Raw genomic sequence first — 23338 nt, 5'->3', positions numbered from 1 at the left:
TCCCATCCTGTGTACAACGTCCTGTAATTCCTATGACCCTGGCAGAAGAGAAAAACCTAGTAGACGATAAGACCATTGTCAAAGACTACTTTAACCAAACTGGTTTTGACCGATGGCGGAAAATTTACGGTACAGATGAGGTGAACCGCGTTCAACTCGATATCCGTAAAGGCCATCAGCAAACGGTAGACACGGTTCTAGACTGGCTAAAAGCTGATAATAACCTCAGTGAACTGTCCATCTGTGATGCTGGATGTGGAGTCGGGAGCCTCAGCATTCCTCTGGCTGAAGCTGGCGCTCAGGTTTTTGCCAGTGATATCTCGGAAAAAATGGTGGGTGAAGCCGAAACTCGCGCTCAAGATACTTTAGACAATCTGAATAATATTCAATTTAAGACCCAAGATTTGGAGCAACTGGACGGTGAATATCATAGCGTCATTTGCCTGGATGTCCTGATTCATTATCCCCATGAAAAAGCGGATGAAATGATTGGTCATCTCTGCTCGTTGGCCAAATCACGGGTGATTCTCAGTTTTGCGCCGAAAACTTGTGCTTTGGCAATTTTGAAGAAAATTGGTAGCTTTTTCCCTGGTCCTTCTAAAACGACTCGCGCTTATATGCATAAGGAAAAGGATGTGATTGCCAGTTTAGAGAAATATGGCTTTAAGGTGGAACGGAATGCGATGATGAAAACTCGGTTTTATTACTCTCGTATTTTAGAAGCGACTCGTTCTTAGATTGAGAAATAGAAACCGGGTTTCTGGTAGAAACCGGGTTTCTAGCTACAACTTAAGCGCCTTTGAGTTGGGCAATAAGTCCAGGTTCATCCCAATAGGAAGCTAAGTCCGTTATTTTACCCGCTTCATTGAATTCAAATACACTGATTCCTTCCGTTTGGGCTGTTTTTCCAGTTTTAGCAATGACGTTCATTTGCCATTTTACGGCTGCACCTGTACCGGAAATAAAGGGAGTTTCAGGCGTGATTTCTAGACGATCATAAAATTGGGCGAGAAATTGGAAAAATGCAGTAGCTTTTTCATGGGCAATGATGGGAGGTTTGCCCACTGGATCGGCAATCGTGGCATCGGGGGTAAAGAGTTCAGCCCACCCTTCAGGGTTCATGGCACTCATTTGGGTGAAGTAACCGTTGAGGGTGGTTTGCATGAGTTCAGGAGACATAGAAATGGGGGTAAAAATTAACAGGAATAGCTTACCAAATTATTAGTTATTAAGGGTTAATGATTAGGAGAGTAAATGTCCCAAAATGAGACTAATGGGATTAGCCAAAATGGAGCCAACTGTGCCACAAATAATGGCGGGGATAATCAGGGTTTCCCAACGTTGAGCGACAGCCATGGCAACTCCTAGGGTGGCACTGCCAATACTGGCGTTGGAAGCAATAAGAATGTCCGCCCATTCTATGTTGAGGAGTTTGCCAGCGAGGAGGATAATTGCTAGGTGAGTGAGGAGGATAATACCAGCAAATTGCAGCAGTATGGGGTTAAGTGCCAGAAGTTCTGGGATGCTGGTGGTGGCTCCTAGGGTGGAGAAAAAGAGAAGGATCGCGAGTGCGCCAAATTCTTCGATTCCAGCGAGGCGATCGCTCGTTGTCGAAAAAACCTGGGTTAAAATAATCACGATAATGGCGGTAAAGAAGAGTTCACTACCGGGTAAGCGAATAACAGAAGCGATCGCATAGCCCAATAGAGCAGACATCCCACTAGCGGCTAAGGCTAGGGCTAAATCAAAGCGTGTGGGAGCTGTTTGTTTGAGAATGGTGGGGACGGGAGCGCTGCCAAAGCGAATTCCCCAATCCTCTTGATGTGGGCTAAAGAAGCGACGGATACCAGGAATGATGGAGATCAGGAGCCAGAAGAGAATAAAGAGACTGGCAATCAGGCGATCGATCGTGTTAATTGTTTCCAGGGTAATAGCCCCTTGAAAGTCTAGGGCAGAAGCGACATCGGCGGCATTGAGGGAGTTACCGATATACTGAGCAACAAAAATAGCGGCCAGTTTTCCCCTTTCGTCTCCTAAGGGTAAGAGGATCAAGCCCAGGATAGATCCTAAGATTGTGCCGCCCATGCCACAAGCAAAGACAAGGAGAGTAGCTTTGGCATGGGTGGCTAGTTCCCGTAAATTGATTTGGGAGAGAATGAGAGGAATGGCTAGCGTGATGCCGTAGGTAGCAATGACTGCATAGATGGGGGCACTGGTGGGAGTGAATCCCAGATGAGTACACAGACTCGCAAGACAGAGAACCAGCAGAGCAGCTAGGGGGGGCGTTCCTCGGCGAGTTTGTTCTGCCCAATAGCCAACAGCACAGAGGGCAAGCAGGATAGCTCCTAGAATGAGATTGGAGTTGGGAAGGATAAAGGGATCAATCATCCAGAGGTTGAGTTAGGGTTGAGAAGGGCATCTAGGAGGTAATCAGCACTATAGCGGATGGGGTCTGTACAGGGAAGTCCGGTAAGGTTTTGGATCTCGGCGATCGCGCGATCGGCTTCTTCTTTGCTAAATTTATGGGTATTGAGAGCGATCGCCTTTACCCGTACCGGTTCAGTTGCTCCCGCTACACTCGCCACCCGCTCATAAAGATCGATCGCATCAGGAAGCGGTGGAATAGCCACCTGGGGAGCATGACGGATATGGGTTTGTCCCCAACGATGTACCAAAATTAGACCCGTCGGTTGAGACCCTCGAATTAAGGGCAAGGTAGCGGTAGAACTGGGATGCAACAGTGACCCTTGACCCTCAATATGGAGAATATCAGCCTCAGCGCCATAGGTTAACACCTGCTGCTCAATAGCTCCAGCCGCAAAATCCACTCGTACCGCGTCCAAAGGCACCCCCTTTCCCGCAATCATAATTCCCGCCTGTCCTGTGCCGATAAAATGGGACTTCAACCCGCGCTGTTGGGAGGCTCGATGCAATTCTAAGCTCGTAGACATTTTACCAATGGACATATCTGTACCCACCGTCAGCACCCGGGTATTGGTTAACTCTCGTGCTTTCGCTTTACCAATGGTTAAATGTTTCGGTTCTTGACGAATATCCCAAATCATTTGCCCTGGTTTTAGGAACGATTGAAATTGGGGCGCAAGGGGAGTATGGAGTCCATTAACTACAGAAAGTCCAACTTCAACCGCTTGCTGAATTTCGTTAACCCAAGGTTCTGGCAAAGCGCCACCCGAGGGAGCTATACCGATCGCTAATACTTCGGGTTCATAGCTCAAGGCTTCGCTTATATTGGCCACAATGGGAATATTATGGCTAATTCCCGTTAATTCTTCTAGAGATCGGCCCCCACTCTCTTCATCAATCAAAACCACAATATTCGCTTCACTGTAGCGAATCAGGGACAGTCCCGTTTTACCCGCCGTTCCTTGAAGTCCCCCATGGAGCAGAATCGCCACACGACGGTTTGGGGCGAGTAAATTAGGGAAATCAACCATCATGACGAATTACTCCTAAACCAGGTTGAGTATTGAGCATCAGCCGAGAATTTTCTAGAGTCGCTCCAATAAAGGGGTCATCGATCAAGTTTAGATGGCTATCTAAGTCCAGATAATCCACTAGGGGGCCCAAATGAGCAGCCGCTGTATTTGACAAACTGCTGTCTGAGTAACACCCTAACATCACTTGTAAGCCACAAGCGCGGGCCGTGTGGATCATGGCCATAGCTTCACTGAGTCCCCCAGCTTTCATCAGTTTGATGTTAATGCCGTGAATGCGATCGGCCAAGACAGGGATATCAGTGCGGGTGTAACAGCTCTCGTCTACAAAGATGGGCAGAGGTGATTTTTCGTAGAGTTGGGCTAAATCTTGTTCTTGACCTGGAGGTAGAGGTTGCTCGATGTACTCAATCCCCCATTTTTTCAGGGTTTGAGCCATGGTAATCGCTTCGTTTAAGTTCCATCCTCCATTCGCGTCCACATAGACCTTACAGCCTTCAGGAACCACCTGTAGAAGGGCGTTCAACATGGCGAGATCGGCCTCTATCCCTTCCGGACTACCCAGTTTAACCTTCAGATAGTGTACAGGGGTAAGTTCTAACCAATGGCGCAGTCGTTCTTGAGCCGCTTCTGGACTGCTAATGCCAACTGTAACTGAGGTAGAAGGCATGTGCTGGCGATCCAATCCCCACAGTTGCCACAGGGGAAGCCCTACTGATTTTCCGAGCCAATCATAAAACGCCATATCTAGAGCCGCTTGCACCGCAGAAGGTAGAGAAAGTCCAGATTTAGCTAGAGTGGCTCGGATTTTCTGCCCCTCTAAGGGACTTAACGGATAGAGAATAGGTACAATTTGCTCCAAAGCTGCTACAATCTCTCCAGTCTTCTGACCCTTGCCTCCTGTGGAAAACGGAGTGGCTTCTCCCCATCCCGTAATTCCATCCTGTTCGACACTTACCCAGATATTGATATTTTGGCTATGGCTCCCCCGACTAATGTTCAGGGCAAAGCGTTTATGGACTGTGAAAGGAGTAATCCGGATTTGCATCAGTATAAGTCTGCTCAATTTTTTTTGAGCGTAATCTGGAAAGAGAGATTTCACCACTGTATACAGAGGAGACAAGATGACACAGTTTGGAAATTTTTACTAAGTTGTGCTACTGTCTACGGTTGATTACTGTTTTATCTTCCAAGGTTAAGCTTTTCTAGAGCCATAGGCGATCGTATGAGTTATTCCAGTCAAACGGAAATTGTAATAGAAGCCGGAAGGACAGAGCGGGAATATTGGAAAGACCTGTGGCGCTACCGCGAGTTATTCTACTTTTTGGCATGGCGAGATATCCTGGTTCGGTACAAGCAAACGGCGATCGGCATTTCGTGGGCATTAATTCGCCCCTTCTTAACCATGGTTGTCTTTACCATAGTCTTTGGTAAGCTAGCCGGATTACCTTCAGATGGAGCGCCTTACCCCATCCTTGTATTTGCAGCCATGCTCCCCTGGCAATTCTTTGCAAGCGCCCTAGCTGAGTGTAGCAATAGCCTCATTACCAATGCTAATTTAGTCTCCAAAATTTATTTCCCTCGCCTTATCGTTCCCACCAGCGCAGTTATTGTGAGCTTTGTAGATTTTTTGGTTTCTGGAATAATTTTACTAGGACTAATGGCTTGGTATAACTTTGTTCCTTCCTGGAAGATTTTACTATTACCATTTTTCATACTAATTGCCTTTGCTGCTGCTATAGGCGCAGGCTTATGGTTAGCTTCTTTAAACGTTCAGTATCGAGATTTTCGCTATGTAGTTCCCTTTCTTGTCCAATTCGGGTTATACATCTCCCCTGTTGGTTTTAGTAGCAATATTGTTCCCGATCAATGGCGTTTGATCTATTCATTAAATCCAATGGTGGGAGTCATCGACGGATTTCGCTGGGCTATTTTAGGCAATGAATCTCAGCTTTACTTACCGGGCTTTGTCTTGTCTGTAATTCTAGTCGGCTACCTTTGTATAGGAGGGATCTGGTATTTCCGCAAAATGGAACGTACTTTTGCTGATGTGATTTAATGAGGGAGGGATTGAAAAGCGTGTCTGATAGGATAATCCGAGTAGAGAATTTAGGGAAAACATATATAATTCGCCACCAGCAAAAGGAACCCTATACTGCTCTCAGAGATGTGATTACCAATGGAGTAAAATCCTTTGCTCGTAATCTCGTCAAAGGACACACTCAGAGGCTAGATAATCCATTACGTGAAGAGTTCTGGGCTTTAAAAGATGTATCGTTTGAGATTCAAAGAGGGGATCGCCTTGGAATAATTGGCCGAAACGGTGCAGGAAAATCAACTTTACTAAAAATTTTAAGCCGTATCACTGAACCTACAAAAGGAAAAATTAACATTAAAGGTAGAGTGGCTAGTTTGTTAGAAGTCGGCACTGGATTTCACCCCGAACTAACCGGACGAGAGAATATTTATCTCAATGGTGCTATTTTAGGCATGAGCAAGGTAGAGATTAAGAAAAAGTTTGATGAAATTGTAGCATTTGCAGAAGTAGAAAAATTTTTAGATACACCTGTAAAAAGATACTCCTCTGGGATGTATGTTAGATTAGCTTTTGCAGTAGCTGCTCATCTGGAGCCAGAAATATTAATCGTAGATGAGGTGTTAGCAGTAGGAGATATACAATTTCAGAAAAAATGTTTAGGAAAAATGGAAGATGTTAGCAAAGAAGGTAGAACTTTGTTATTTGTCTCTCATAATATGCACACCGTATCTTCACTGTGCAATCAAGCTATTTTTTTACAGCAAGGACAGATAGTATGCCAAGGGGCTACAAAAGATATTATTGAAAAATATTTGCTCTCAGGATTAAATCATGCAGGTGAAGTCGTATGGACTTTTGATGAAGCTCCTAGCCACGAATTAGTTAAACTTCATGCTGTTCGAGTCTTAAACCAAAAACACCAATTAGCTCATGAAATTTCAATTGCGGAAGAAGTTATCCTAGAGATGGAGTTTTGGTGTCTCAAAAAATCGAGATTGTCTTGTCACTTTCATATCTATAGCCAAGATGGAATCTTAATATTTGTGACTACTAATATGCACGATGTATGGGGGCAAAGAGAGTTCACTCCAGGTCTATACAAATGTGGATGCATTATTCCAGGAAACTTTTTAAATGAAGGAAGACATCATGTTACGCTGTACATCTCAGAGGATACGACTGGGTTTGCTTACATAGAAATGAAAGAAGTAGTTTTATTTCATATGGTAGAAGTAGAACACCACAAAGGGCGCGGTAACTTCCGTGGGAACAAATGGTCTGGATTAGTTAGACCAGTTTTGCCGTGGACGGGAATGAGGGTAGAAGATTTATAGTGTATTGAAGTGATGTAGAATATATACTACTCTCTATAAAAAATGTGGTCATTATTAATTGAAAATATCCGTCTCCTAAAATCATCAAAGTATCCCAATTTATGCTACTTAGCGATTGTCAAAATTCAAAATTGTTCGTAATTCGTTTTTCGAGGAGGAAATTCGATTGGCCGTAAAATACTGATTGCTGGTGCAGCCGGTTATTTGGGTTCTATAATCTGTGAGCATCTACTAGATTCTGGACATAAGGTGACAGCAGTTGATAACTTAATGTATGGGCAAAATTGTCTGTATTGGAGGGGGAAACAGCTAGAAGTACTTCCTCCATAAAATAAAGAATATTGCGTATTCTCCAGTGTTTCTTGAAAGGGAGAGTCTCAAGCCAAACATAACAAAAAAGGGTAAAAAAAGTTAGGATAGATGAGAAAATGAAGGATAAAATTCGTTTAGTATTGATAAATTTATTCGTGACTCATACGATCATTATGAGTCTGAATTTATTGAGTATTATCGTACTATTTGTGAGCGGAGAGATGAAAGGATTGCCTTCCAGAGAGCAGGCGGACGAGAAATGGGACCAAATGAGAGCAAATTTACCTAATTATGACGACCATAACCGAGAATTGATCGAACTTCATTTTCGAGAATATCGGCAACAAAAACCACTATATCAATCATATATTGGCTGGAGCCTGAAACCTTTTAAAGGAAAAACGATAAATATAGACAATAACGGAGATAGGATACATGAGGGCATTAGTGTCGATAAGAGTAATAAATCCGTTTATTTTTTTGGAGGATCAACACTTTGGGGTGAGGGTGCACCAGATAGTGAGACAATTCCGGCTCTGTTTAGTTTGATTTCAGGATTCCCCTCCTACAACAAAGGAGATCTAGGCTTGAATAGTCGTCAAGGAGTGGCTAGATTAATTAATCTTTTATCTCAAGGTGAAAAAATAGATTTTGCTATCTTTTATGATGGAGTTAATGATGTTGCTGCTGGTTGTCTGGCTGGACTGAGAGCAAACGATCATTATAATGCGTCAATCTATAGGGAACGAATAGAAAAGGGAAGAAAATCCCTGAAAAATGATACTTTAAAGCTATATTTAAACGGTAGTGAATTTGTGCAAGCTCTAGATTGGGCTTTGTTCTTTGGCACTAGAAACTTAGCGGCAAAAATTAATCAAAAGATATTTAATCGGTCAACAGTGGAAAATTCTGTTGATGATTTCTATGTGTGTGATAACTCTTCGGAGCGGGCTCAAAGGGTTGCGGAGTCAATAGTTAATCATTGGGAAATAGCCCAGAAGATAGCAGAGGACTACGACATCGATTTTTTGGCGATCTTGCAGCCAGTTGCTCATGTTGGCAGCGCAAATTTAACTCAGATAACCTTTAATGAATTGCAGCAGGAAGAGGCATTGCAGTACAGAACAGTGTATCCCCTAATTAAAGAGAGCATGCAAAAGCGTGGACATAAGTGGATAGTAGATTACACAGAGATGTTTTCCCGTGATGAGTACATCTACATTGATTTTTGCCATGTGTCTCCCAATGGTAACCTGATAATAGCGGAGCAGATTTATAAAGATATTAAATCTTATCTGGAATAAGCTTGAATAGAACGGGAGTAGGGATAAAGGAAATGGATGAAAAATCAAGAGGGTTGCTAAGAGGTATGAAAGAATCGAAAAACATGGTACTTTGTGATAAGAAAAAGTAAAGAATACGGCTTGGGAGAAAATGAAAAGACAAGTAATTGTTACAGGAGCGGCCGGTTATTTGGGTTCTGTAATCTGCGAACATCTGCTAGATGCTGGCTACAAAGTAAGCGCAATTGATAACTTGGCTTATGGAAAAAATTCTCTTTTTCATCTTTGTGCTAATCCGGACTTTGATTTTGTTCGAGGCGATGCACGAGATGAAGAAGTTATGCATGGTCTGATTAAAGAAGCAGATGTCATCATCCCCCTAGCTGCCGTCGTCGGAGCCCCCGCGTGCAAGCGCGATCCCTGGCTAGCCAAATCAACTAATCTGGAAGCCATACAATTAATTAACCGCTTGCGGAGTCCTGAGCAGTTAGTTGTGTATCCAACTACCAACAGCGGTTATGGAACCCAATCTGGTGAAACGTATTGCACCGAAGAGACTCCTCTGGAACCGATATCTCTGTATGGGCAAACGAAAGTGCAAGCGGAACAGGAAGTGCTTGATAGTCCCAATGCAATTACTTTACGCCTTGCTACAGTATTTGGCATGTCTCCCCGAATGCGTTTGGATTTACTTGTAAACCACTTTACCTATGCGGCAGTGACGGATGGCTATATTGTCCTTTTTGAAAAAGACTTTAAGCGGAACTATATCCATATCCGAGATGTAGCAGACTGCATGATTCACTGCATCAACAATTCAGAGAAGATGGTTGGCCGTCCCTACAATGCAGGACTAGATGCAGCTAACCTATCGAAGGAAGAGTTGGCGCTGAAGGTTAAAGAGTATGTGCCAAACTTTTACCTTCATTTTGCTCCCATTGGTACCGACCCAGACAAGCGTAACTATATTGTGTCCAATCAACGATTGCGTGAGGCGGGTTTTGAGGCCAAGCGATCGCTCGATGAAGGGATTCAAGAGTTACTCAAAGGCTATCGTATGATGGGTCGAATGCCGTTCAAGAATATTTAAACTTCTCACTGATGACAGTATCCGAACTTGCAGAAACTCAAGCGGTTATATTGGCTGGAGGCCTAGGAACTCGTTTACGATCTGTCGTTTCAGATCGCCCCAAAGTCCTGGCTAAAGTTGGAGATCGGCCTTTCATGGTCTACCTATTGGAGCAGTTGAGTGCGGCTGGAATTCAGAACGTTATATTATGTACTGGATACTTAGGCGATCGGGTACAAACCACCTTTGACACCAGCTCTCATCAGCTCGATCTGATCTATTCTCAGGAACTCTCCCCATTAGGAACGGGAGGAGCATTGAGGCTGGCACTGGACTATATCCAATCTGATTCGGTGTTAGTGATGAATGGTGATTCTTTTTGCGAGATTAGTATTGGCGAGTTTTGGCTCTCTCATGCCGATCGCCAAGCCGATGTCACAATTGCGTTAACTCAGGTCTCAGACTCCAGTCGCTACGGTCGCGTTGAAGTTGATAGTGCGGGAAAAATCCTCAATTTTGCCGAAAAAGGGAATAGCACGAGTGTAGGTTGGATTAATGCTGGTATTTATTTAATTAAGCGAGAATTAATATCAGAGATTCCGAGCGATCGGGTTATTTCTTTAGAACAGGAAATCTTACCCAACTGGATCGAGCATAAATCAGTCTATAGCTACCCAACTCAGGGGAAGTTTATCGATATTGGAACCCCAAGCAGTTATGCTCTAGCACAGTCATTTTTTGGGGAGGAACCGTAGCGATGAAATCAAAACCTTTTGTCTTGCTAGACCGGGATGGAACAATAATCAGGGAGTGTCACTACCTTTCTGACCCCAATTTAGTAGAATTACTTCCTAGTGCAGCCGAAGGAATGCAGAAAATGCAAGAAATGGGATTGGGGATAGCAGCCATCACTAATCAATCAGCAATTGGTCGAGGGTACTTTAATCTAAGCCGTTTGGCAGAAATTCATCAACGGTTATCTGCACTATTAGCAGCAGAAGGGGTTCACTTAGATGGTATCTACTTTTGTCCCCACCGGCCGGATGAAACCTGTCAATGTCGCAAACCCAAAACGGGTATGGTAGAACGAGCAGCAGAAGAGCTGAATTTTGATCTGCCATCGAGTTATGTCATCGGTGATAAACCTTGCGATATCGAGTTAGGAAATAATATAGGCGCTACCACGTTTCTCGTCCGTACTGGTTACGGCTCTAAATTTGCTAGAGATGGAATAGTTAACTGTAATTATGTGGTGGACAACTTGTTAGAAGCGGCAACAATAATTGAAGAAAAACTCACCCTAGAGAAGAGGAAAATGGTCGATGCCCCTAGACGTTGAAGAGCAAAAGGAACGAATACGAAACCATCTGCTCGGTAGTATTTGGGTCAAACAACAAGTTGTTGAACAATGCCTGGACTCAATTTTAATTGCAGCCGATCTAATCACTAATACCTTTGGATTAGGTGGCAAGTTATTACTATGTGGTAATGGGGGGAGTGCGGCGGATTGCCAACACATGGCATCAGAACTGGTGAGTCGCTTAACCAAAGCCTTCGATCGCCCCGGACTGCCAGCGATCGCCTTAACGACGGATACCTCCTACTTGACCGCTTTTACAAACGACTGTGGTTATGAAGGTGTTTTTGAACGGCAAGTTCAAGCATTAGGGAAACCCCAAGATCTCCTCATGGGAATTAGTACCAGTGGCAATTCCCCAAACATTATTAGGGCTATTACCAAAGCCAATGAGCGAGAGATCGTAACCATTGCCTTAACCGGTAATAAAGGTGGACAACTTTTAGGAATTGCCCGGCAATCGATTGTAGTCCCCAGCACAGACACCCAATATATTCAAGAATCTCATCTGGCGATCGAACATATCCTCTGCGACCTAGTCGAACAGCAATTATTTGGCTAGGTAGAGAATAACGCATTATATAAATACCAGGAACAATTTTCATGATCATTAGCAGAACTCCCTTTAGAATATCTTTTCTCGGCGGTGGAACCGACTACCCTGGTTGGTATCGACAGCATGGGGGAGCAGTATTAGCATCAACCATTGATAAATACTGCTATTTGAGCTGTCGTTACCTACCCCCCTTTTTTGAACACCGAAATAGGGTTGTATGGTCAAAGATTGAGAGTTGCCAAACACTTGAAGAAATCACCCATCCATCTGTTCGCGAAGTATTGAAATATTTGGATATTACCCGAGGGGTAGAAATTCACCACGACGGAGATTTACCAGCGCGCAGTGGTATGGGTTCAAGTTCTGCCTTCACTGTAGGATTGCTTAATGCTCTTTATGCTCTCAAGGGCAATATATCTAGCAAACATCAATTAGTGAAAGAAAGTATTTATATTGAGCAAGAAATTCTCCAAGAAACTGTTGGTTCTCAGGATCAGGTGTCAGCAGCATATGGAGGGTTTAACCACATTTCTTTTCTACCGAATGGCGAAATCTCTGTCAGACCCATTACAATTTCTCAACAACGTTTTGAGGAGTTCAATTCCCATCTCATGCTTTTCTACAGTGGTATTAAACGAACAGCTTCTGATGTGGCTAATAGCTATGTGAATGGTATAGACAGTCGCAAAAGACAACTGCGTATTCTCAAAGATTTAGTCGAAGAAGGTTTGTCTATTATTAACAGTGGTCAAGACTTAACTAGTTTTGGAGAATTACTACATGAAGCTTGGCAAGTAAAACGCAGTTTGAGTGAAAAAGTGTCTAATTCTCATATTGATGGACTTTACGCGCAAGCTCGCGCAGCCGGGGCAATTGGTGGTAAGCTGACCGGTGCAGGCGGTGGTGGTTTTTTGCTCTTGTTTGTTCCGCCTGATAAGCAAAAAGAGGTTAAAGCAAATTTAAACCATCTGATTCATGTCCCATTCAAACTAGAATTTTCTGGAAGCCAAATTATCTTTTTTGACCGAGAAGTAGATTATTCAGTTGAAGCTACCAATCGCCAGAATGACTCGGTTGCCGTTTTCCAGGAACTAGAGACGCTAGAAAATGGAGCTAAAACTCTAGAAAATGCATCGCTTTAATCATCAATTGTTGAGATCGCTTGTGAACGTAACCTAGTCTAGCCAATCAATACCTATGACAAACCCTAAAAAGATTAATCGTGTACTCATTACCGGAATCTCTGGTTCCGGAGGCTCTTATCTGGCCGAATATATTGTCAACCATCACCCCCATGTAGAAATTCATGGAATGTCCCGATGGCATAGTACCACCACCCAAGATAATTTAGCAGCTATTCGAGATAAAGTGATCGTTCACGAAACCGATCTAACTGACTTTGGATCGGTTTTTTCTGCTCTGCAAAAAGTCAAACCAGATGCAGTTTTTCACTTAGCTGCTCATGCTAATGTCAGAGCTTCTTTCACAACTCCTAATGCAGTTTTAACAAATAATATTATCGGAACTAGCAATCTTTTTGAAGCGATTCGACTAGTGGAAATAAATCCAATTATTCAACTGTGCAGTACCTCAGAAGTTTACGGTCAAGTCGATCCTAAATACGTGCCGATTACAGAAGAAACACCGATGCGGCCAGCTAGCCCTTATGCTGTTTCTAAAGTTGCTCAAGATATGCTAGGCTTCACTTATTTCACTAGCTACAAAATGCCGATTATACGGACTCGGATGTTTACCTATCTCAATCCCCGACGCACAGATTTGTTTGCTACAGCATTTGCCAAGCAAGTTGCATGGATTGAGCGAGGACTGCAAAAAGAGATGGTTCATGGCAATCTTGATTCCGTTCGGACGATTATTGATGTTCGCGACGCGATGGGCGCTTATTGGGTTGCCATTCAGAGATGTAAACCAGGAGAGGTGTATAACATCGGTGGTATTACCAATATGAAAGTAGGGGAATTTCTAGAACGACTCATTGCTTTGAGTGAGGTAAAAATTCCCAGGAGAACTGACCCTAACTTATTACGACCGGCTGATGTCACCTTGCAAATTCCTTCGGTCGATAAGTTCATTGAGGAAACGGGTTGGCAACCTCAATACACTTTTGAAGAAAGTTTACAAGACTTACTGAGTTATTGGAGGAAGGAGGCAGATAAAGCAGTACAAGCCTAAAACTTGGTCAGTCAAAGTAGAGGATGTTGAAGCATAGTCGTGAGGAGTAATCAATGGATGAAGATTTTTATCGATCGCTATACGAAATCCGCCGAGTAGAAGAAGAAATCGCTCGCATCTATCCGACAGATAGAATTAAGAGTCCCGTTCATCTCTCTATTGGTCAAGAAGCCGTGAGCGTCGCTGTTTGTCAAGCCTTGAGACCTGATGATATTGTCTTTGGAACCTATCGCGGTCATGCCCTGTATTTGGCTAAAGGTGGCGATCTTAAACAAATGATTGCCGAGCTGTATGGTAAAGCTACTGGATGTGCGCGAGGAAAAGGTGGGTCGATGCATCTGATCGAAACCTCGGTTGGGATGATGGGAACCTCTGCTGTCGTGGGCACTACAATTCCCCAAGCCGTTGGCTATGCCTATGCCTTGAAATACCAGAAGAAAGATTCCATTGTGGTCAGCTTTTTTGGCGATGGTGCTGTAGAAGAAGGCGTGTTTGCAGAAAGTATCAACTTCGCCGCTCTGAAAAAGTTGCCCATTATCTTTATCTGTGAGAATAACCTCTACGCTATCCATACCCATCAACAGCAGCGACAACCCATATCGAATATATGCGATCGCGTTCGCAGCTACGGAATCCCGGCAGAACGCATTGAAGATAACGATGCGATCGCCCTACACAAGCAAGTTAGCCAAACCGTAGAAGGCTTACGCAAGGGTCAGCCTGGGCCGTTCTTCTTCGAGTGCATGACCTACCGCTGGAAAGAACATGTTGGGCCCAATGAGGATTTCCACTTAGGGTATAGAACCCAAGCTGAAGCTCAACCTTGGATCGAAAATGACCCTATAAAACGACTGGGAGAAAAGCTAGAGATCCAGCAACGTCAGCAAATTGAAACTGAAGTTGAAGCTCGGATTCAGGAAGCCTTCGCTTTTGCTGAAGACTCTCCCTTCCCCGACACCAGCGAACTGTACGCTCATGTATTTAAGGAGGGCTAATGATGGAACGTACCCTGAGCTATACAGAAGCCGTGTGCGAAGCAACCGACCAAGAAATGGGTCGCGATCCTTCTGTCATTCTCTTTGGGCTTGATGTTGATGATCCCAAAGCCATCTTAGGAACCACCAAAGGTCTAGTAGACAAATATGGACCAGAGCGAGTGTTTGGTACACCCTTATCTGAAGATGCGATGACCGGCGCAGCCATTGGTATGGCTCTCGCTGGAGTGCGACCCATTCACGTCCATATTCGTATGGATTTTTTAATGCTGGCCATGAACCAGTTGGTTAATATCGCTGCTAAAAGCCGGTATATGTATGCTGATCTAGTCTCGGTTCCACTGGTCGTAAGGTCTCTGATTGGCAAAAGTTGGGGCCAGGGGGCGCAGCATTCCCAAGGATTGTACTCCTACTTCATGCATGTTCCTGGCTTGAAAGTGGTAGCTCCAACCACCCCTTACGATGCTAAGGGCTGTCTGATTGCAGCCATTCGGGATGACGATCCGGTAATGTTCGTTGAACACCGAATTCTCCACTATCAAAAAGGCCCGGTACCGGAATCTGCTTATACTGTAGAACCAGGCAAATCCAGAATTACAGCCCCTGGGGAAGACGTGACCCTAGTTGGCATTTCTTACATGCAAGTGGAGTGTTTGCGGGCCCAGCGCTATCTTGAAGATATTGGCATCCAAGCAGAAGTAATCGATCCAATTTGGTTAAGTCCTCTGGATATCAATACCATTGTCCAATCTGTCCGTAAAACCAGACGGTTATGTGTTGTAGATAATGGTTGGACAACCTGTGGTGCCAGTGCCGAGATTATCACTCAAGTTACCGAGCGTTTGCAAGGCGAGGGTGATATTAGAGTAAAGCGGATGGGTTTTGCCCCCGTAACTTGTCCGACTACTCCCAATTTGGAAGCTGAGTTTTATCCTAATGGGCGCAAAATTGCGGCGACTGCCTTTGATTTGGTTAAAGGTGATGCCACCGGTTGGTTCCCAGAAGAGCGAGATGACCTCAAAGATATTGAATTTAAAGGGCCTTTCTAAAGAGAATAATGGTAGAAACAACGATGACTGAGAAAAAACTTAATTGGCCCTTGATGAAAAATAATATTACCAGGGCAGACTTAGATGCAGCGATCGCCTTTCTCCAGCAGGACGATCCGATTTTGACCCAATCTAAACAGGTTAAAGCCTTCGAGCAAGAATGGTCGGATTGGTTGGGGGTTAAGTATAGCGTCTTCGTTAACTCTGGCTCCTCAGCCAATCAAATTACCATAGCAGCTCTGAGAGAAACCCAGGGACTAGGAGAAGTCATCGTCCCGACTTTGACTTGGGTGTCTGATATTGCCTCAACGATCCAAGCAGGATTTAAGCCTGTATTTGTCGATATCAACCCACGAACCTTGGGGATGGACTGCGAGCAAGTACTGCAAAAAATTACGCCCCAAACGAAAGCTGTATTTCTGACTCACGTTCTTGGATACAACGGGTTAAGCCAAAAATTACTGGATGAGTTAGCAGCGCGGAATATTCCCTTGATTGAAGATGTTTGCGAATCCTATGGAGCAACATTCAAGGGACAAAAATTAGGCAGTTTCGGCTGGGTCTCTAATTTTTCCTTCTATTACGCTCACCATATGAGTACCATCGAAGGAGGAATGGTTTCCACCAACGACCCTGACCTCTATCAGAAGTTACGCATGTTTCGCTCCCATGGAATGGTACGAGAAGCCACCTCAGATGCCCTTAAGCAAGAGTATTATCAGAATCACCCCGATCTCAATCCAGACTTTATTTTTGCTTTTCCTGCCTATAATGTCCGGAGTACAGAGTTGAATGCAGTGATTGGGCGATCGCAATTGAAGCGACTCGATGATAACAATAAGATTCGTACTGAAAACTTGCATTTATTCTTGGATAATCTGGACTCGAATAAATATCAGACTGACTTTGATACCGAAGGCAGTTGTAACTATGCCTTTACTCTGATATTGCAGGAACCCGACCCCGAATTCTCACAACGAGTCCAGAAAACCATGCGTGAGTTGGGTGTGGAGTTTCGTCGCGGAACCGCTGGTGGCGGCAACCAGATGCGCCAACCTTATTTGAGAGGTTTATTAGCTGACAAAGAATGGGAAGATTACCCGAAGGTAGACCACGTGCATTTTTACGGTTTCTATATTGGGAATTACCCAGATTTAGACAAACAAAAGATCCTAGGACTCTGTAAAATTTTGAATCAGTTGTCGTAGATTATGGTATAGTATTCAAGATAGTTTCAATAAACAAATGCCTGGATTAGAGAATCGGCAAATCAATAAACATCCTGTACCAAAGAAAATAGAGAGAAGAAAAATGTACAACGGGAAAAAAGTGTTAGTAACTGGTGGAACTGGAATGATTGGCGTTCAACTAGTTAAGCAGTTATTAGAAGCCGGTGCTATCGTCCGAGTAGCATCTTTGGATGACCCATCTCGCATAGGAAAAGAAGTTGAATTTATGCGTGGAAACCTCATGGAGTGGGATTTCTGCAAAACAATCACCCAAGGTATGGATTATGTCTTTCACCTCGCTGGAATAAAAGGGTCGGTGGGCATTGGTAATAAAAAAGCAGCCAGTTTTTTGGTTCCTCATTTATTGATGAATACCTTGATGATGGAAGCAGCAAGACAATCAGAAGTCGAACGCTACTTATTTACCAGTAGTATTGCTGTTTACAACCCAGTTGAGGTATTTGTTGAAGATGAAGCTTGGGAGGGTTCCCCTCACCCGACAGACAAATATGCAGCCTGGGCAAAGCGAATGGGGGAATTGCAAGCTGAGGCATATAAAGTTGAGTATGGCTGGGATAAGATTGCCATTGTTCGACCAGCTAATGTTTACGGCCCTTACGATAATTTCGATCCCAAAACTGGTATGGTAGTACCAGCACTGATTGGCAGAGTAGTAGGGGGAGAAAACCCGTTGGTTGTTTGGGGAGATGGTTCCACAATTCGGGATTTTATTTACTCTGAGGACTGCGCTCAAGGCATGATGCTAGCCTTAGAGAAAGGGGCCAATTGTACGCCAGTTAATTTAGGTAGCGGTCAGCGGACATCAATTAAAGACGTTGTAGAAGCAGTAAAGTCAGGTTTTGATAAGCCTCCAGAAATTCTGTGGGACACTGAAAAGCCATCCGGTCAGCCCATTAGACTAATGGACATGACGCGAGCTAAAGAAATGTTGGGCTTTACCCCAAAAAACTCAATTCAGGAAGGAGTGAAGAAAACGATTGAATGGTATCTGTCCAACACAGACTTGGCTGAAAAACGATACAATGTTTTTTATAAAAACAAGTTTATTGAATAAAGGTTTTGCTCGATTTTTGCAATGAGTCATTGGAATATTTGAAACATGGAGGACTCTGTGAAAATATAGGATAGGTTTAAATTGAGTCATCATAAAGATTGCCTCAATCTTGTGAGTGTTTTATGAAATATCAGCGGAAATCATCAATTCGTTGTTGTGTGACATAAAAGAGTAGGAGGAAAGTTATGTTTTTCAGAGATAAAAAAGTTTTAGTGACAGGATCGACTGGTCTAGTAGGCAGTAACTTAATTGAGAAGTTACTAGAGCAAGGAGCAATAGTCAGAGCAACTTTGCACAAGAAAGAGTCAGTGATAGTTGATAGTCGAATTGAGTATATTAAAGTCGATCTGACCCAAAAAGAAGACTGCCAGCGAGTCGTGGAAGGTCGAGATTTTGTTTTTATGTGTGCAGCCAATACCTCTGGCGCTGCGACGATCGCAAGTACTCCAATGGTACATGTTACACCAAATGTTCTGATGAACTCCCAGATGCTCGAAGCTTCTTATGATGCTGGGGTGCAAAAGTTTTTGTGGATGAGTAGTACGACGGGTTATCCCCCAAGTGAAGATCGTTGTGTTAAAGAAGAGGAAATGTTTGATGGAGAGCCATTTGAAAAATACTTCTTTGTGGGTTGGATGAAACGCTTTACTGAAATTTTATGTCAGATGTATGGAGAAAAACTAGACAAGCCCATGACGACCATTGTTTTGAGGCCGACTAACATTTATGGCATTAACGATGACTTTGAATTCGCCACTTCTCACGTGGTTCCCGCACTCATCCGGAAAGTAGTAGAACGGTGGGATCCAATCGAGGTATGGGGGACTGGTGAAGATATTAGAGACGTAATATATGTTGAGGATATGGTAGAGTCAATGCTCAAAGCGATGGAAGAAATCCAGTCATACACAGCCATCAATATTGGCTTGGGAAAAGGATACAGTGTTAAGCAGATATTGCAAACGATTTTAGAGATTGATGGTTATAGTGATGCCAAAGTAGAATTTAATAGTGCTAAGCCAACTATGATTCCCGTTCGTTTAATTAATACAACAAAAGCAGAAAATATTCTTGGGTTTAGAGCTAAAACTGACCTGCGTGAAGGTCTGAAAAAGACGATTCAATGGTACAGGGAGAACTATAAATAACACTACCTAAGGCACAAAGCTTCAACTGAGACTTGATTTCCCCTCGACGGTAACATTGAACTAGATGAGGATCAAAAAACTATGGATAAGATCGACGTTGGACTCGTTCAAATCAATGACAGCTTTTCCGGACAAAATCACCTTCCCCAGATGGATCGAGTTGAACCCCTATCAGAATGGGAAACAATTGAGAGTAAAGGAGTATTTTCCGCTTCCCCTTGGATCGAGCTTTTCGTAGAAAAAGTCAAACTTCCTGATGGAACAGTGATTGACGACTACCACCAGATTCAATTAGGGAACCACGTAGCGATTGTGGCTCAAACTGATGAAGGTAAAATCCTCATGGAACGGCAATACAAACATGGGGTAGGTAAAGTCAGTCTAATCTTGCCAGGAGGATTGATCGAAGGAGAGGAACAGCCTCTAGAAGCAGCTAAACGAGAACTGTTAGAGGAAACAGGCTATGCCACTGAGCAGTGGGAAAACCTAGGGAATTTTGTTGCTAATGCTAACTATGGTTGTGGTAAGATACACCTGTTTGTCGCGCGCAATATTAAGCAAGTGGCTGAACCTGATTCTGGAGATCTCGAAGAGATGCAACTTGTGTTGATGCCACCCGATGAGTTAGTGGCAGCAATTCGCCAAGGGGAGCTTATGGTTATGGGCGCGGTGATGGCGATCGCGTTAGCGACCAATTTATCTATTTATCCTCATTTAATAACTACCCAATAACAATGGAAGATTATGCTCATACTTAATTCATACCATTCTGGTAAAGAACATGTCTTTATATATTTATAAACCAATCGATAACCCCCAGCATATTAGTATTCTATTTCCGACTAGAAATCGAACTCATTACCTGGACAACCTTTTTGATTCATTAGAGGAAAATACAGGAGAAAAAGAACTTGTAGATATATGGATCTATGTCGATCATGACGATCTCGTCACTATAGATTACTTGGAGTCGGGAATGAAAGAGAAGTATAGCTTTGGGATTCACTATGTTGTTGGCGATCTCACAGTTAGTCAAGGAGAAATGAGCAATATTCTCCGCGAGAAGTGTACGACTAATCCCGGAATCTATGGGATTGGAGGGGATAAGCTGTTATTTGTTACTCCCGGATGGGATACTTTGGTCAGAGAAGAGTTCAATAAATATCCCGATAGAATTGCCTTTGTCTCGCTTACAGATTCCTATCATGACAAACACTTTGGTGCTTATGGCTTCCTTAGTGCAGAATGGCTGAATCAAACGGGACGTTTTTTGAGCGAATACTTCCCGTTTTGGGGAGATGATTTATGTATTAATCAGGTGGCTTCGATAATTGGGAGGAATATTCAGCTTGATGCACGAGTCAAGTTACAAGGTGGCAAAGGAAAAACAGCTCGATTAAGGAACTGGTTATTTTGGAAGCGATTCTTCAATGATACTTTAATAGAGCGAGTAGAAGAAGCCGAACAACTCAGAAAAATTATTTATCCAGAAAAAAACGCAGACTATTACCAAAATCTTGAAGAAGGCAATAAAATCATCTCAAATTTTCAGAACTATCTGAAATTTGAACCAGAAGATGAAATTATTGCTTTGGAGCTTAGGTGTAGCTCTCCCGAAACTCTCAAGTCGCAACCCAACGAACACTATTTGTTGAATGAAAGGCGTGCAATTGAGAGGTTAAAGCAAATTTTAGGGAGGTATCTTCAGCAAGGTAATCTCTTTGCTGCTACCCGGATTCTGTTACATATCCTCGGCTCTTACCATTTTTTCAAAGAGTATGAGTATCAGCGAGTTCTCTGGATAGCGAATTTTAGATGGGTGTTTAGACTATATAATGCTCTGAACCGACCATCTAAGTATTCAGAATATGCTTTTTGCATCTATCGATGGCTGAAGCAGTTATTATCTAAGAGCTCTACTTTTATTGAGCCAAAATCTTAGAATTAGAGCAATGCCCAAGATCCTTTCAATTTGCTATAACTTTGTTCCAGAAATCACGCCAACCACGATACGGGCGAGTAAAATTATGCAGCACCTGGAACAGAATTGGACGATTGAGGTGATTACTAGAGCAGAATCGAGTTGTATCGGGCGCTCAATTATTGCTCATTCAATTCAGGATTGGTATCCCAAACCTCTGGTAGAATTGTTTAACAAACTGAAATTAACAAAATTCTGGAATTTTTGGCTTCCATTTAATGGAGAGCAAGCATTCTTTTGGATCATTCCGGCAATTCTCAAAGCACGTAAGTTGATTCAAGAGGAAAAGCCAGATCTACTTGTGGTCTTCATGATGCCTTATTCTGTAGGATGGATTGGCTTACTCTTGAAATGGTTAACTGGTATACCAGTAGTTTTCAACTTTGATGATTCTCCTACTTGTACGGATATGAGTGGGAATTCCTTTCATAGCTGGTTTCATTATAAAATGACAGTATGGATGGAGAATTTTTACATCCGCAATTCTGATGCCACTATTTATGTCTCCCAACGCAATTTAGATCGAGTTAAGAGAGAACAGCCTGTACCGGATCAAAAGAAGCTTCACTTAGTTAGATATGGAGCCGATCCAGAAGATTTCAAGTCTTCCAAAATTCATAGGAATGATGAAGATTTTCAAATTGCCTATATCGGTTTTATGGGGGGCTGGTTTGAGTTCTATCACAGTGAGCAGGAAAAAGCAAAAAATTGGAGAAAATTTTATCAACTTTGGCATAATATTGGAGAATATAGGCTACTAGAATTAGATTTGAAGACTTCAAGTCCAATGTTTATCGGTCAAGCGGTGAAGGAGGCGATCGCCGATCATCCAGAATGGGATAAGCGCATCAAAATAGATCTCTATGGCAGTCTCTATCCCCAATATGTCACAGACCGCGCCCTAGCAAACAAAGATTTGAGCGATCTTGTTTTTATCCATGATGCTGTCCCTAATAAAGAAGCTATGGAAATTGCTTGCTCCTGCGATCTGTTATTTATGACGCTACCAGCACGTCCCGATGATGCGGAACCGGGAGGACGGATATCGGCGAAAACGTATGAGTATTTAATGACTGACAGACCCATTCTTGCGGCTGTTTCTCCGGGTGAAAATTATGATTATTTACAAGGTAATAATGGGGTTTGGATCGTCTCTCCGAGAGATGTATCGGGGATGAGAGAGGTTATCACTCAGTTAGTTAGCGAAAAATTTGCTGGAACTCCTCGGATTTTCAATCGCACTTCCATTCATCCAGAATTAAGTTATGCCAACCGAGCAGTTAAGTTTGCCAAGGTTTTAGATACGGTGATTTCTCAAAAATCATTGAATTCTTGACAGTATTAACATCTTAATCATCCTATGAACCCATTGAAAAAACTATTAACTTTTACAGACACGTCCTTAACTCACCTGCATTTAAAATGGTGGGATATGCAGAATTCTATTGGCAAGTATAGCGTTCAGCCTTACTCTCCCCGATACTGGTGGACTAGACAAGGATTGGTGGTGCAACTTTGCGAAGTATCTCTATCTAACCCGGATAGCTGGAACGATCTAATCTACCAATCCCATTTTCAATTTTACGATGAGCGATTAGTTGAATATTCTTGGGCAATGAAACAAATTGCTCGGCTTGGTAATAGCGATCGCTTCCTTGATGTGGGGTGCGTGATGAATACCCCATATACCCTGAGAAAATTGATGGATCGATTTTCTGATATTCATTTCTTGAATTTGGTCAGTGAACCGTTAGCCATGCAGGGACGAATTTCGTTTCATTCTCAAGATATCCGCTCCTGCGATCTTCCCAATAGCTCATTTGACTGCATTACTTGTATTTCCACCTTAGAGCATGTAGGAGGAGATAATCAATACAATGACTTTTCAGAAAATGGATCGGCAGAAATAAACTTAGATAGCAATTTAGAGAATCAGCAAGGGTTGTGGAAACCAGCATTTGCGGCTTTACTCAAACTAATAAAGCTCGGTGGATTGCTATTAGTTACGATGCCTTGTGGATATGAACAACAAGGGGTATGGCAAAAGGGAGAATATCGCTTAGGAATAGAGGAATTAGCAGAATTTCATACCCTTGCTGCTCAGTTTAATCGACAGGTTAAGCTCACTGTGATGAAGAAAAGCACGATGGGATGGGAAGAAACTAGTGTGGACGAAATGAATATCGATCGGGATCGCCAAGAACAACTTCGATCTTTTGGAGCAGATGTGGTGGTTTTAGTTGAAACTCTAATCGAATAAATAG

At 43.0% G+C, this 23338-nt stretch carries 24 protein-coding genes; 20 read left to right on the top strand and 4 right to left on the bottom strand.

Going from position 1 to position 23338, the window contains the following annotated elements; translation table 11 throughout:
* The first annotated feature begins 32 nt into the window (after positions 1–32).
* Positions 33–737, top strand: coding sequence for a magnesium protoporphyrin IX methyltransferase (gene bchM, locus AC3A14_RS11710; RefSeq protein WP_318734704.1), 705 nt, complete (start codon positions 33–35; stop codon positions 735–737).
* Between the two features lie 52 nt (positions 738–789).
* Here bchM and AC3A14_RS11705 read toward each other — a convergent pair whose 3' ends face one another.
* The 4 genes from AC3A14_RS11705 to AC3A14_RS11690 all read right to left on the bottom strand — a co-directional run bounded on the left by AC3A14_RS11705 (position 790) and on the right by AC3A14_RS11690 (position 4503).
* A complete protein-coding gene (locus tag AC3A14_RS11705; protein ID WP_318701444.1) occupies positions 790–1179 on the bottom strand; it encodes a nuclear transport factor 2 family protein in 390 nt (129 codons plus the stop codon).
* A 63-nt stretch (positions 1180–1242) separates the two neighbouring features.
* Positions 1243–2388 (bottom strand): DUF819 family protein, encoded by a 1146-nt coding sequence (locus AC3A14_RS11700; protein ID WP_318733965.1) that lies wholly within the window; start codon positions 2386–2388, stop codon positions 1243–1245.
* Positions 2385–3458, bottom strand: coding sequence for an N-acetyltransferase DgcN family protein (locus AC3A14_RS11695; protein WP_318733962.1), 1074 nt, complete (start codon positions 3456–3458; stop codon positions 2385–2387). The genes AC3A14_RS11700 and AC3A14_RS11695 overlap by 4 nt, the downstream gene beginning before the upstream one ends.
* The gene (locus tag AC3A14_RS11690; RefSeq protein ID WP_318733960.1) at positions 3448–4503 is read right to left on the bottom strand and encodes a dipeptide epimerase; all 1056 of its coding nucleotides are present in this window, start codon (positions 4501–4503) and stop codon (positions 3448–3450) included. The genes AC3A14_RS11695 and AC3A14_RS11690 overlap by 11 nt, the downstream gene beginning before the upstream one ends.
* Positions 4504–4680: 177 nt before the next feature.
* On the opposite strand from AC3A14_RS11690, the gene AC3A14_RS11685 reads away from it, so the two are divergent.
* From AC3A14_RS11685 to AC3A14_RS11595, 19 genes are all read left to right on the top strand, one after another.
* Positions 4681–5514: an ABC transporter permease gene (locus AC3A14_RS11685; RefSeq protein ID WP_318733958.1), complete on the top strand. Its 834-nt coding sequence runs from the start codon at positions 4681–4683 to the stop codon at positions 5512–5514.
* Between the two features lie 20 nt (positions 5515–5534).
* Entirely contained in the window at positions 5535–6827 is a 1293-nt protein-coding gene (locus AC3A14_RS11680; RefSeq protein WP_318733956.1) for an ABC transporter ATP-binding protein, read from the top strand.
* Between the two features lie 165 nt (positions 6828–6992).
* Positions 6993–7157: an NAD-dependent epimerase/dehydratase family protein gene (locus AC3A14_RS11675; protein ID WP_413039245.1), complete on the top strand. Its 165-nt coding sequence runs from the start codon at positions 6993–6995 to the stop codon at positions 7155–7157.
* 98 nt (positions 7158–7255) lie between these two features.
* Positions 7256–8443 carry an SGNH/GDSL hydrolase family protein gene (locus AC3A14_RS11670; RefSeq protein WP_318733954.1) on the top strand — a complete coding sequence of 396 codons (1188 nt, stop codon included), beginning with the start codon at positions 7256–7258 and terminating at the stop codon, positions 8441–8443.
* 130 nt (positions 8444–8573) lie between these two features.
* On the top strand, positions 8574–9512 hold the full coding sequence (locus AC3A14_RS11665; protein WP_318733952.1) for an NAD-dependent epimerase/dehydratase family protein: 939 nt from the start codon (positions 8574–8576) through the stop codon (positions 9510–9512).
* An 11-nt stretch (positions 9513–9523) separates the two neighbouring features.
* Complete coding sequence (locus AC3A14_RS11660; RefSeq protein WP_318733950.1) at positions 9524–10246, top strand: nucleotidyltransferase family protein; 723 nt, start codon at positions 9524–9526, stop codon at positions 10244–10246.
* A gap of 2 nt (positions 10247–10248) precedes the next feature.
* A complete protein-coding gene (locus tag AC3A14_RS11655) occupies positions 10249–10830 on the top strand; it encodes a D-glycero-alpha-D-manno-heptose-1,7-bisphosphate 7-phosphatase (protein ID WP_318733948.1) in 582 nt (193 codons plus the stop codon).
* Positions 10814–11410 carry a D-sedoheptulose-7-phosphate isomerase gene (locus AC3A14_RS11650; RefSeq protein WP_318733946.1) on the top strand — a complete coding sequence of 199 codons (597 nt, stop codon included), beginning with the start codon at positions 10814–10816 and terminating at the stop codon, positions 11408–11410. The genes AC3A14_RS11655 and AC3A14_RS11650 overlap by 17 nt, the downstream gene beginning before the upstream one ends.
* Positions 11411–11685: 275 nt before the next feature.
* On the top strand, positions 11686–12546 hold the full coding sequence (locus tag AC3A14_RS11645; RefSeq protein ID WP_318733944.1) for a GHMP family kinase ATP-binding protein: 861 nt from the start codon (positions 11686–11688) through the stop codon (positions 12544–12546).
* Between the two features lie 55 nt (positions 12547–12601).
* Entirely contained in the window at positions 12602–13597 is a 996-nt protein-coding gene (locus AC3A14_RS11640; RefSeq protein ID WP_318733942.1) for a GDP-mannose 4,6-dehydratase, read from the top strand.
* Positions 13598–13650: 53 nt separating this feature from the next.
* The gene (locus tag AC3A14_RS11635) at positions 13651–14592 is read left to right on the top strand and encodes a thiamine pyrophosphate-dependent dehydrogenase E1 component subunit alpha (RefSeq protein WP_318733940.1); all 942 of its coding nucleotides are present in this window, start codon (positions 13651–13653) and stop codon (positions 14590–14592) included.
* The gene (locus AC3A14_RS11630) at positions 14592–15641 is read left to right on the top strand and encodes an alpha-ketoacid dehydrogenase subunit beta (protein WP_487779005.1); all 1050 of its coding nucleotides are present in this window, start codon (positions 14592–14594) and stop codon (positions 15639–15641) included. The genes AC3A14_RS11635 and AC3A14_RS11630 overlap by 1 nt, the downstream gene beginning before the upstream one ends.
* A 23-nt stretch (positions 15642–15664) precedes the next feature.
* Positions 15665–16849 carry a DegT/DnrJ/EryC1/StrS family aminotransferase gene (locus AC3A14_RS11625; protein WP_318733935.1) on the top strand — a complete coding sequence of 395 codons (1185 nt, stop codon included), beginning with the start codon at positions 15665–15667 and terminating at the stop codon, positions 16847–16849.
* A gap of 37 nt (positions 16850–16886) precedes the next feature.
* On the top strand, positions 16887–17945 hold the full coding sequence (locus AC3A14_RS11620; RefSeq protein ID WP_318733932.1) for an NAD-dependent epimerase/dehydratase family protein: 1059 nt from the start codon (positions 16887–16889) through the stop codon (positions 17943–17945).
* A 185-nt stretch (positions 17946–18130) separates the two neighbouring features.
* Positions 18131–19093, top strand: coding sequence for an NAD-dependent epimerase/dehydratase family protein (locus AC3A14_RS11615; protein WP_318733930.1), 963 nt, complete (start codon positions 18131–18133; stop codon positions 19091–19093).
* A gap of 81 nt (positions 19094–19174) precedes the next feature.
* Positions 19175–19825 carry an NUDIX hydrolase gene (locus AC3A14_RS11610; protein ID WP_318734721.1) on the top strand — a complete coding sequence of 217 codons (651 nt, stop codon included), beginning with the start codon at positions 19175–19177 and terminating at the stop codon, positions 19823–19825.
* A gap of 49 nt (positions 19826–19874) precedes the next feature.
* Positions 19875–21035, top strand: coding sequence for a hypothetical protein (locus tag AC3A14_RS11605; RefSeq protein ID WP_318733924.1), 1161 nt, complete (start codon positions 19875–19877; stop codon positions 21033–21035).
* Positions 21036–21045: 10 nt separating this feature from the next.
* Positions 21046–22410: a glycosyltransferase gene (locus tag AC3A14_RS11600; RefSeq protein WP_318733922.1), complete on the top strand. Its 1365-nt coding sequence runs from the start codon at positions 21046–21048 to the stop codon at positions 22408–22410.
* Between the two features lie 24 nt (positions 22411–22434).
* On the top strand, positions 22435–23334 hold the full coding sequence (locus AC3A14_RS11595; RefSeq protein ID WP_318733920.1) for a class I SAM-dependent methyltransferase: 900 nt from the start codon (positions 22435–22437) through the stop codon (positions 23332–23334).
* The last annotated feature ends 4 nt before the right edge of the window (positions 23335–23338 follow it).

The organism is Roseofilum sp. (assembly GCF_982964205.1).
This window is presented reverse-complemented; position numbering and strand designations above follow the sequence as displayed.

Excerpts from the sequence above, each read along its gene's own strand:
- bchM (WP_318734704.1), top strand. The coding sequence starts at position 33 with ATGACCCTGGCAGAAGAGAAAAACCTAGTAGACGATAAGACCATTGTC.
- AC3A14_RS11705 (WP_318701444.1), bottom strand. The coding sequence starts at position 1,179 with ATGTCTCCTGAACTCATGCAAACCACCCTCAACGGTTACTTCACCCAA.
- AC3A14_RS11700 (WP_318733965.1), bottom strand. The coding sequence starts at position 2,388 with ATGATTGATCCCTTTATCCTTCCCAACTCCAATCTCATTCTAGGAGCT.
- AC3A14_RS11695 (WP_318733962.1), bottom strand. The coding sequence starts at position 3,458 with ATGATGGTTGATTTCCCTAATTTACTCGCCCCAAACCGTCGTGTGGCG.
- AC3A14_RS11690 (WP_318733960.1), bottom strand. The coding sequence starts at position 4,503 with ATGCAAATCCGGATTACTCCTTTCACAGTCCATAAACGCTTTGCCCTG.
- AC3A14_RS11685 (WP_318733958.1), top strand. The coding sequence starts at position 4,681 with ATGAGTTATTCCAGTCAAACGGAAATTGTAATAGAAGCCGGAAGGACA.
- AC3A14_RS11670 (WP_318733954.1), top strand. The coding sequence starts at position 7,256 with ATGAAGGATAAAATTCGTTTAGTATTGATAAATTTATTCGTGACTCAT.
- AC3A14_RS11665 (WP_318733952.1), top strand. The coding sequence starts at position 8,574 with ATGAAAAGACAAGTAATTGTTACAGGAGCGGCCGGTTATTTGGGTTCT.
- AC3A14_RS11660 (WP_318733950.1), top strand. The coding sequence starts at position 9,524 with ATGACAGTATCCGAACTTGCAGAAACTCAAGCGGTTATATTGGCTGGA.
- AC3A14_RS11655 (WP_318733948.1), top strand. The coding sequence starts at position 10,249 with ATGAAATCAAAACCTTTTGTCTTGCTAGACCGGGATGGAACAATAATC.
- AC3A14_RS11650 (WP_318733946.1), top strand. The coding sequence starts at position 10,814 with ATGCCCCTAGACGTTGAAGAGCAAAAGGAACGAATACGAAACCATCTG.
- AC3A14_RS11640 (WP_318733942.1), top strand. The coding sequence starts at position 12,602 with ATGACAAACCCTAAAAAGATTAATCGTGTACTCATTACCGGAATCTCT.
- AC3A14_RS11635 (WP_318733940.1), top strand. The coding sequence starts at position 13,651 with ATGGATGAAGATTTTTATCGATCGCTATACGAAATCCGCCGAGTAGAA.
- AC3A14_RS11630 (WP_487779005.1), top strand. The coding sequence starts at position 14,592 with ATGATGGAACGTACCCTGAGCTATACAGAAGCCGTGTGCGAAGCAACC.
- AC3A14_RS11625 (WP_318733935.1), top strand. The coding sequence starts at position 15,665 with ATGACTGAGAAAAAACTTAATTGGCCCTTGATGAAAAATAATATTACC.
- AC3A14_RS11620 (WP_318733932.1), top strand. The coding sequence starts at position 16,887 with ATGCCTGGATTAGAGAATCGGCAAATCAATAAACATCCTGTACCAAAG.
- AC3A14_RS11615 (WP_318733930.1), top strand. The coding sequence starts at position 18,131 with ATGTTTTTCAGAGATAAAAAAGTTTTAGTGACAGGATCGACTGGTCTA.
- AC3A14_RS11610 (WP_318734721.1), top strand. The coding sequence starts at position 19,175 with ATGGATAAGATCGACGTTGGACTCGTTCAAATCAATGACAGCTTTTCC.
- AC3A14_RS11605 (WP_318733924.1), top strand. The coding sequence starts at position 19,875 with ATGTCTTTATATATTTATAAACCAATCGATAACCCCCAGCATATTAGT.
- AC3A14_RS11600 (WP_318733922.1), top strand. The coding sequence starts at position 21,046 with ATGCCCAAGATCCTTTCAATTTGCTATAACTTTGTTCCAGAAATCACG.
- AC3A14_RS11595 (WP_318733920.1), top strand. The coding sequence starts at position 22,435 with ATGAACCCATTGAAAAAACTATTAACTTTTACAGACACGTCCTTAACT.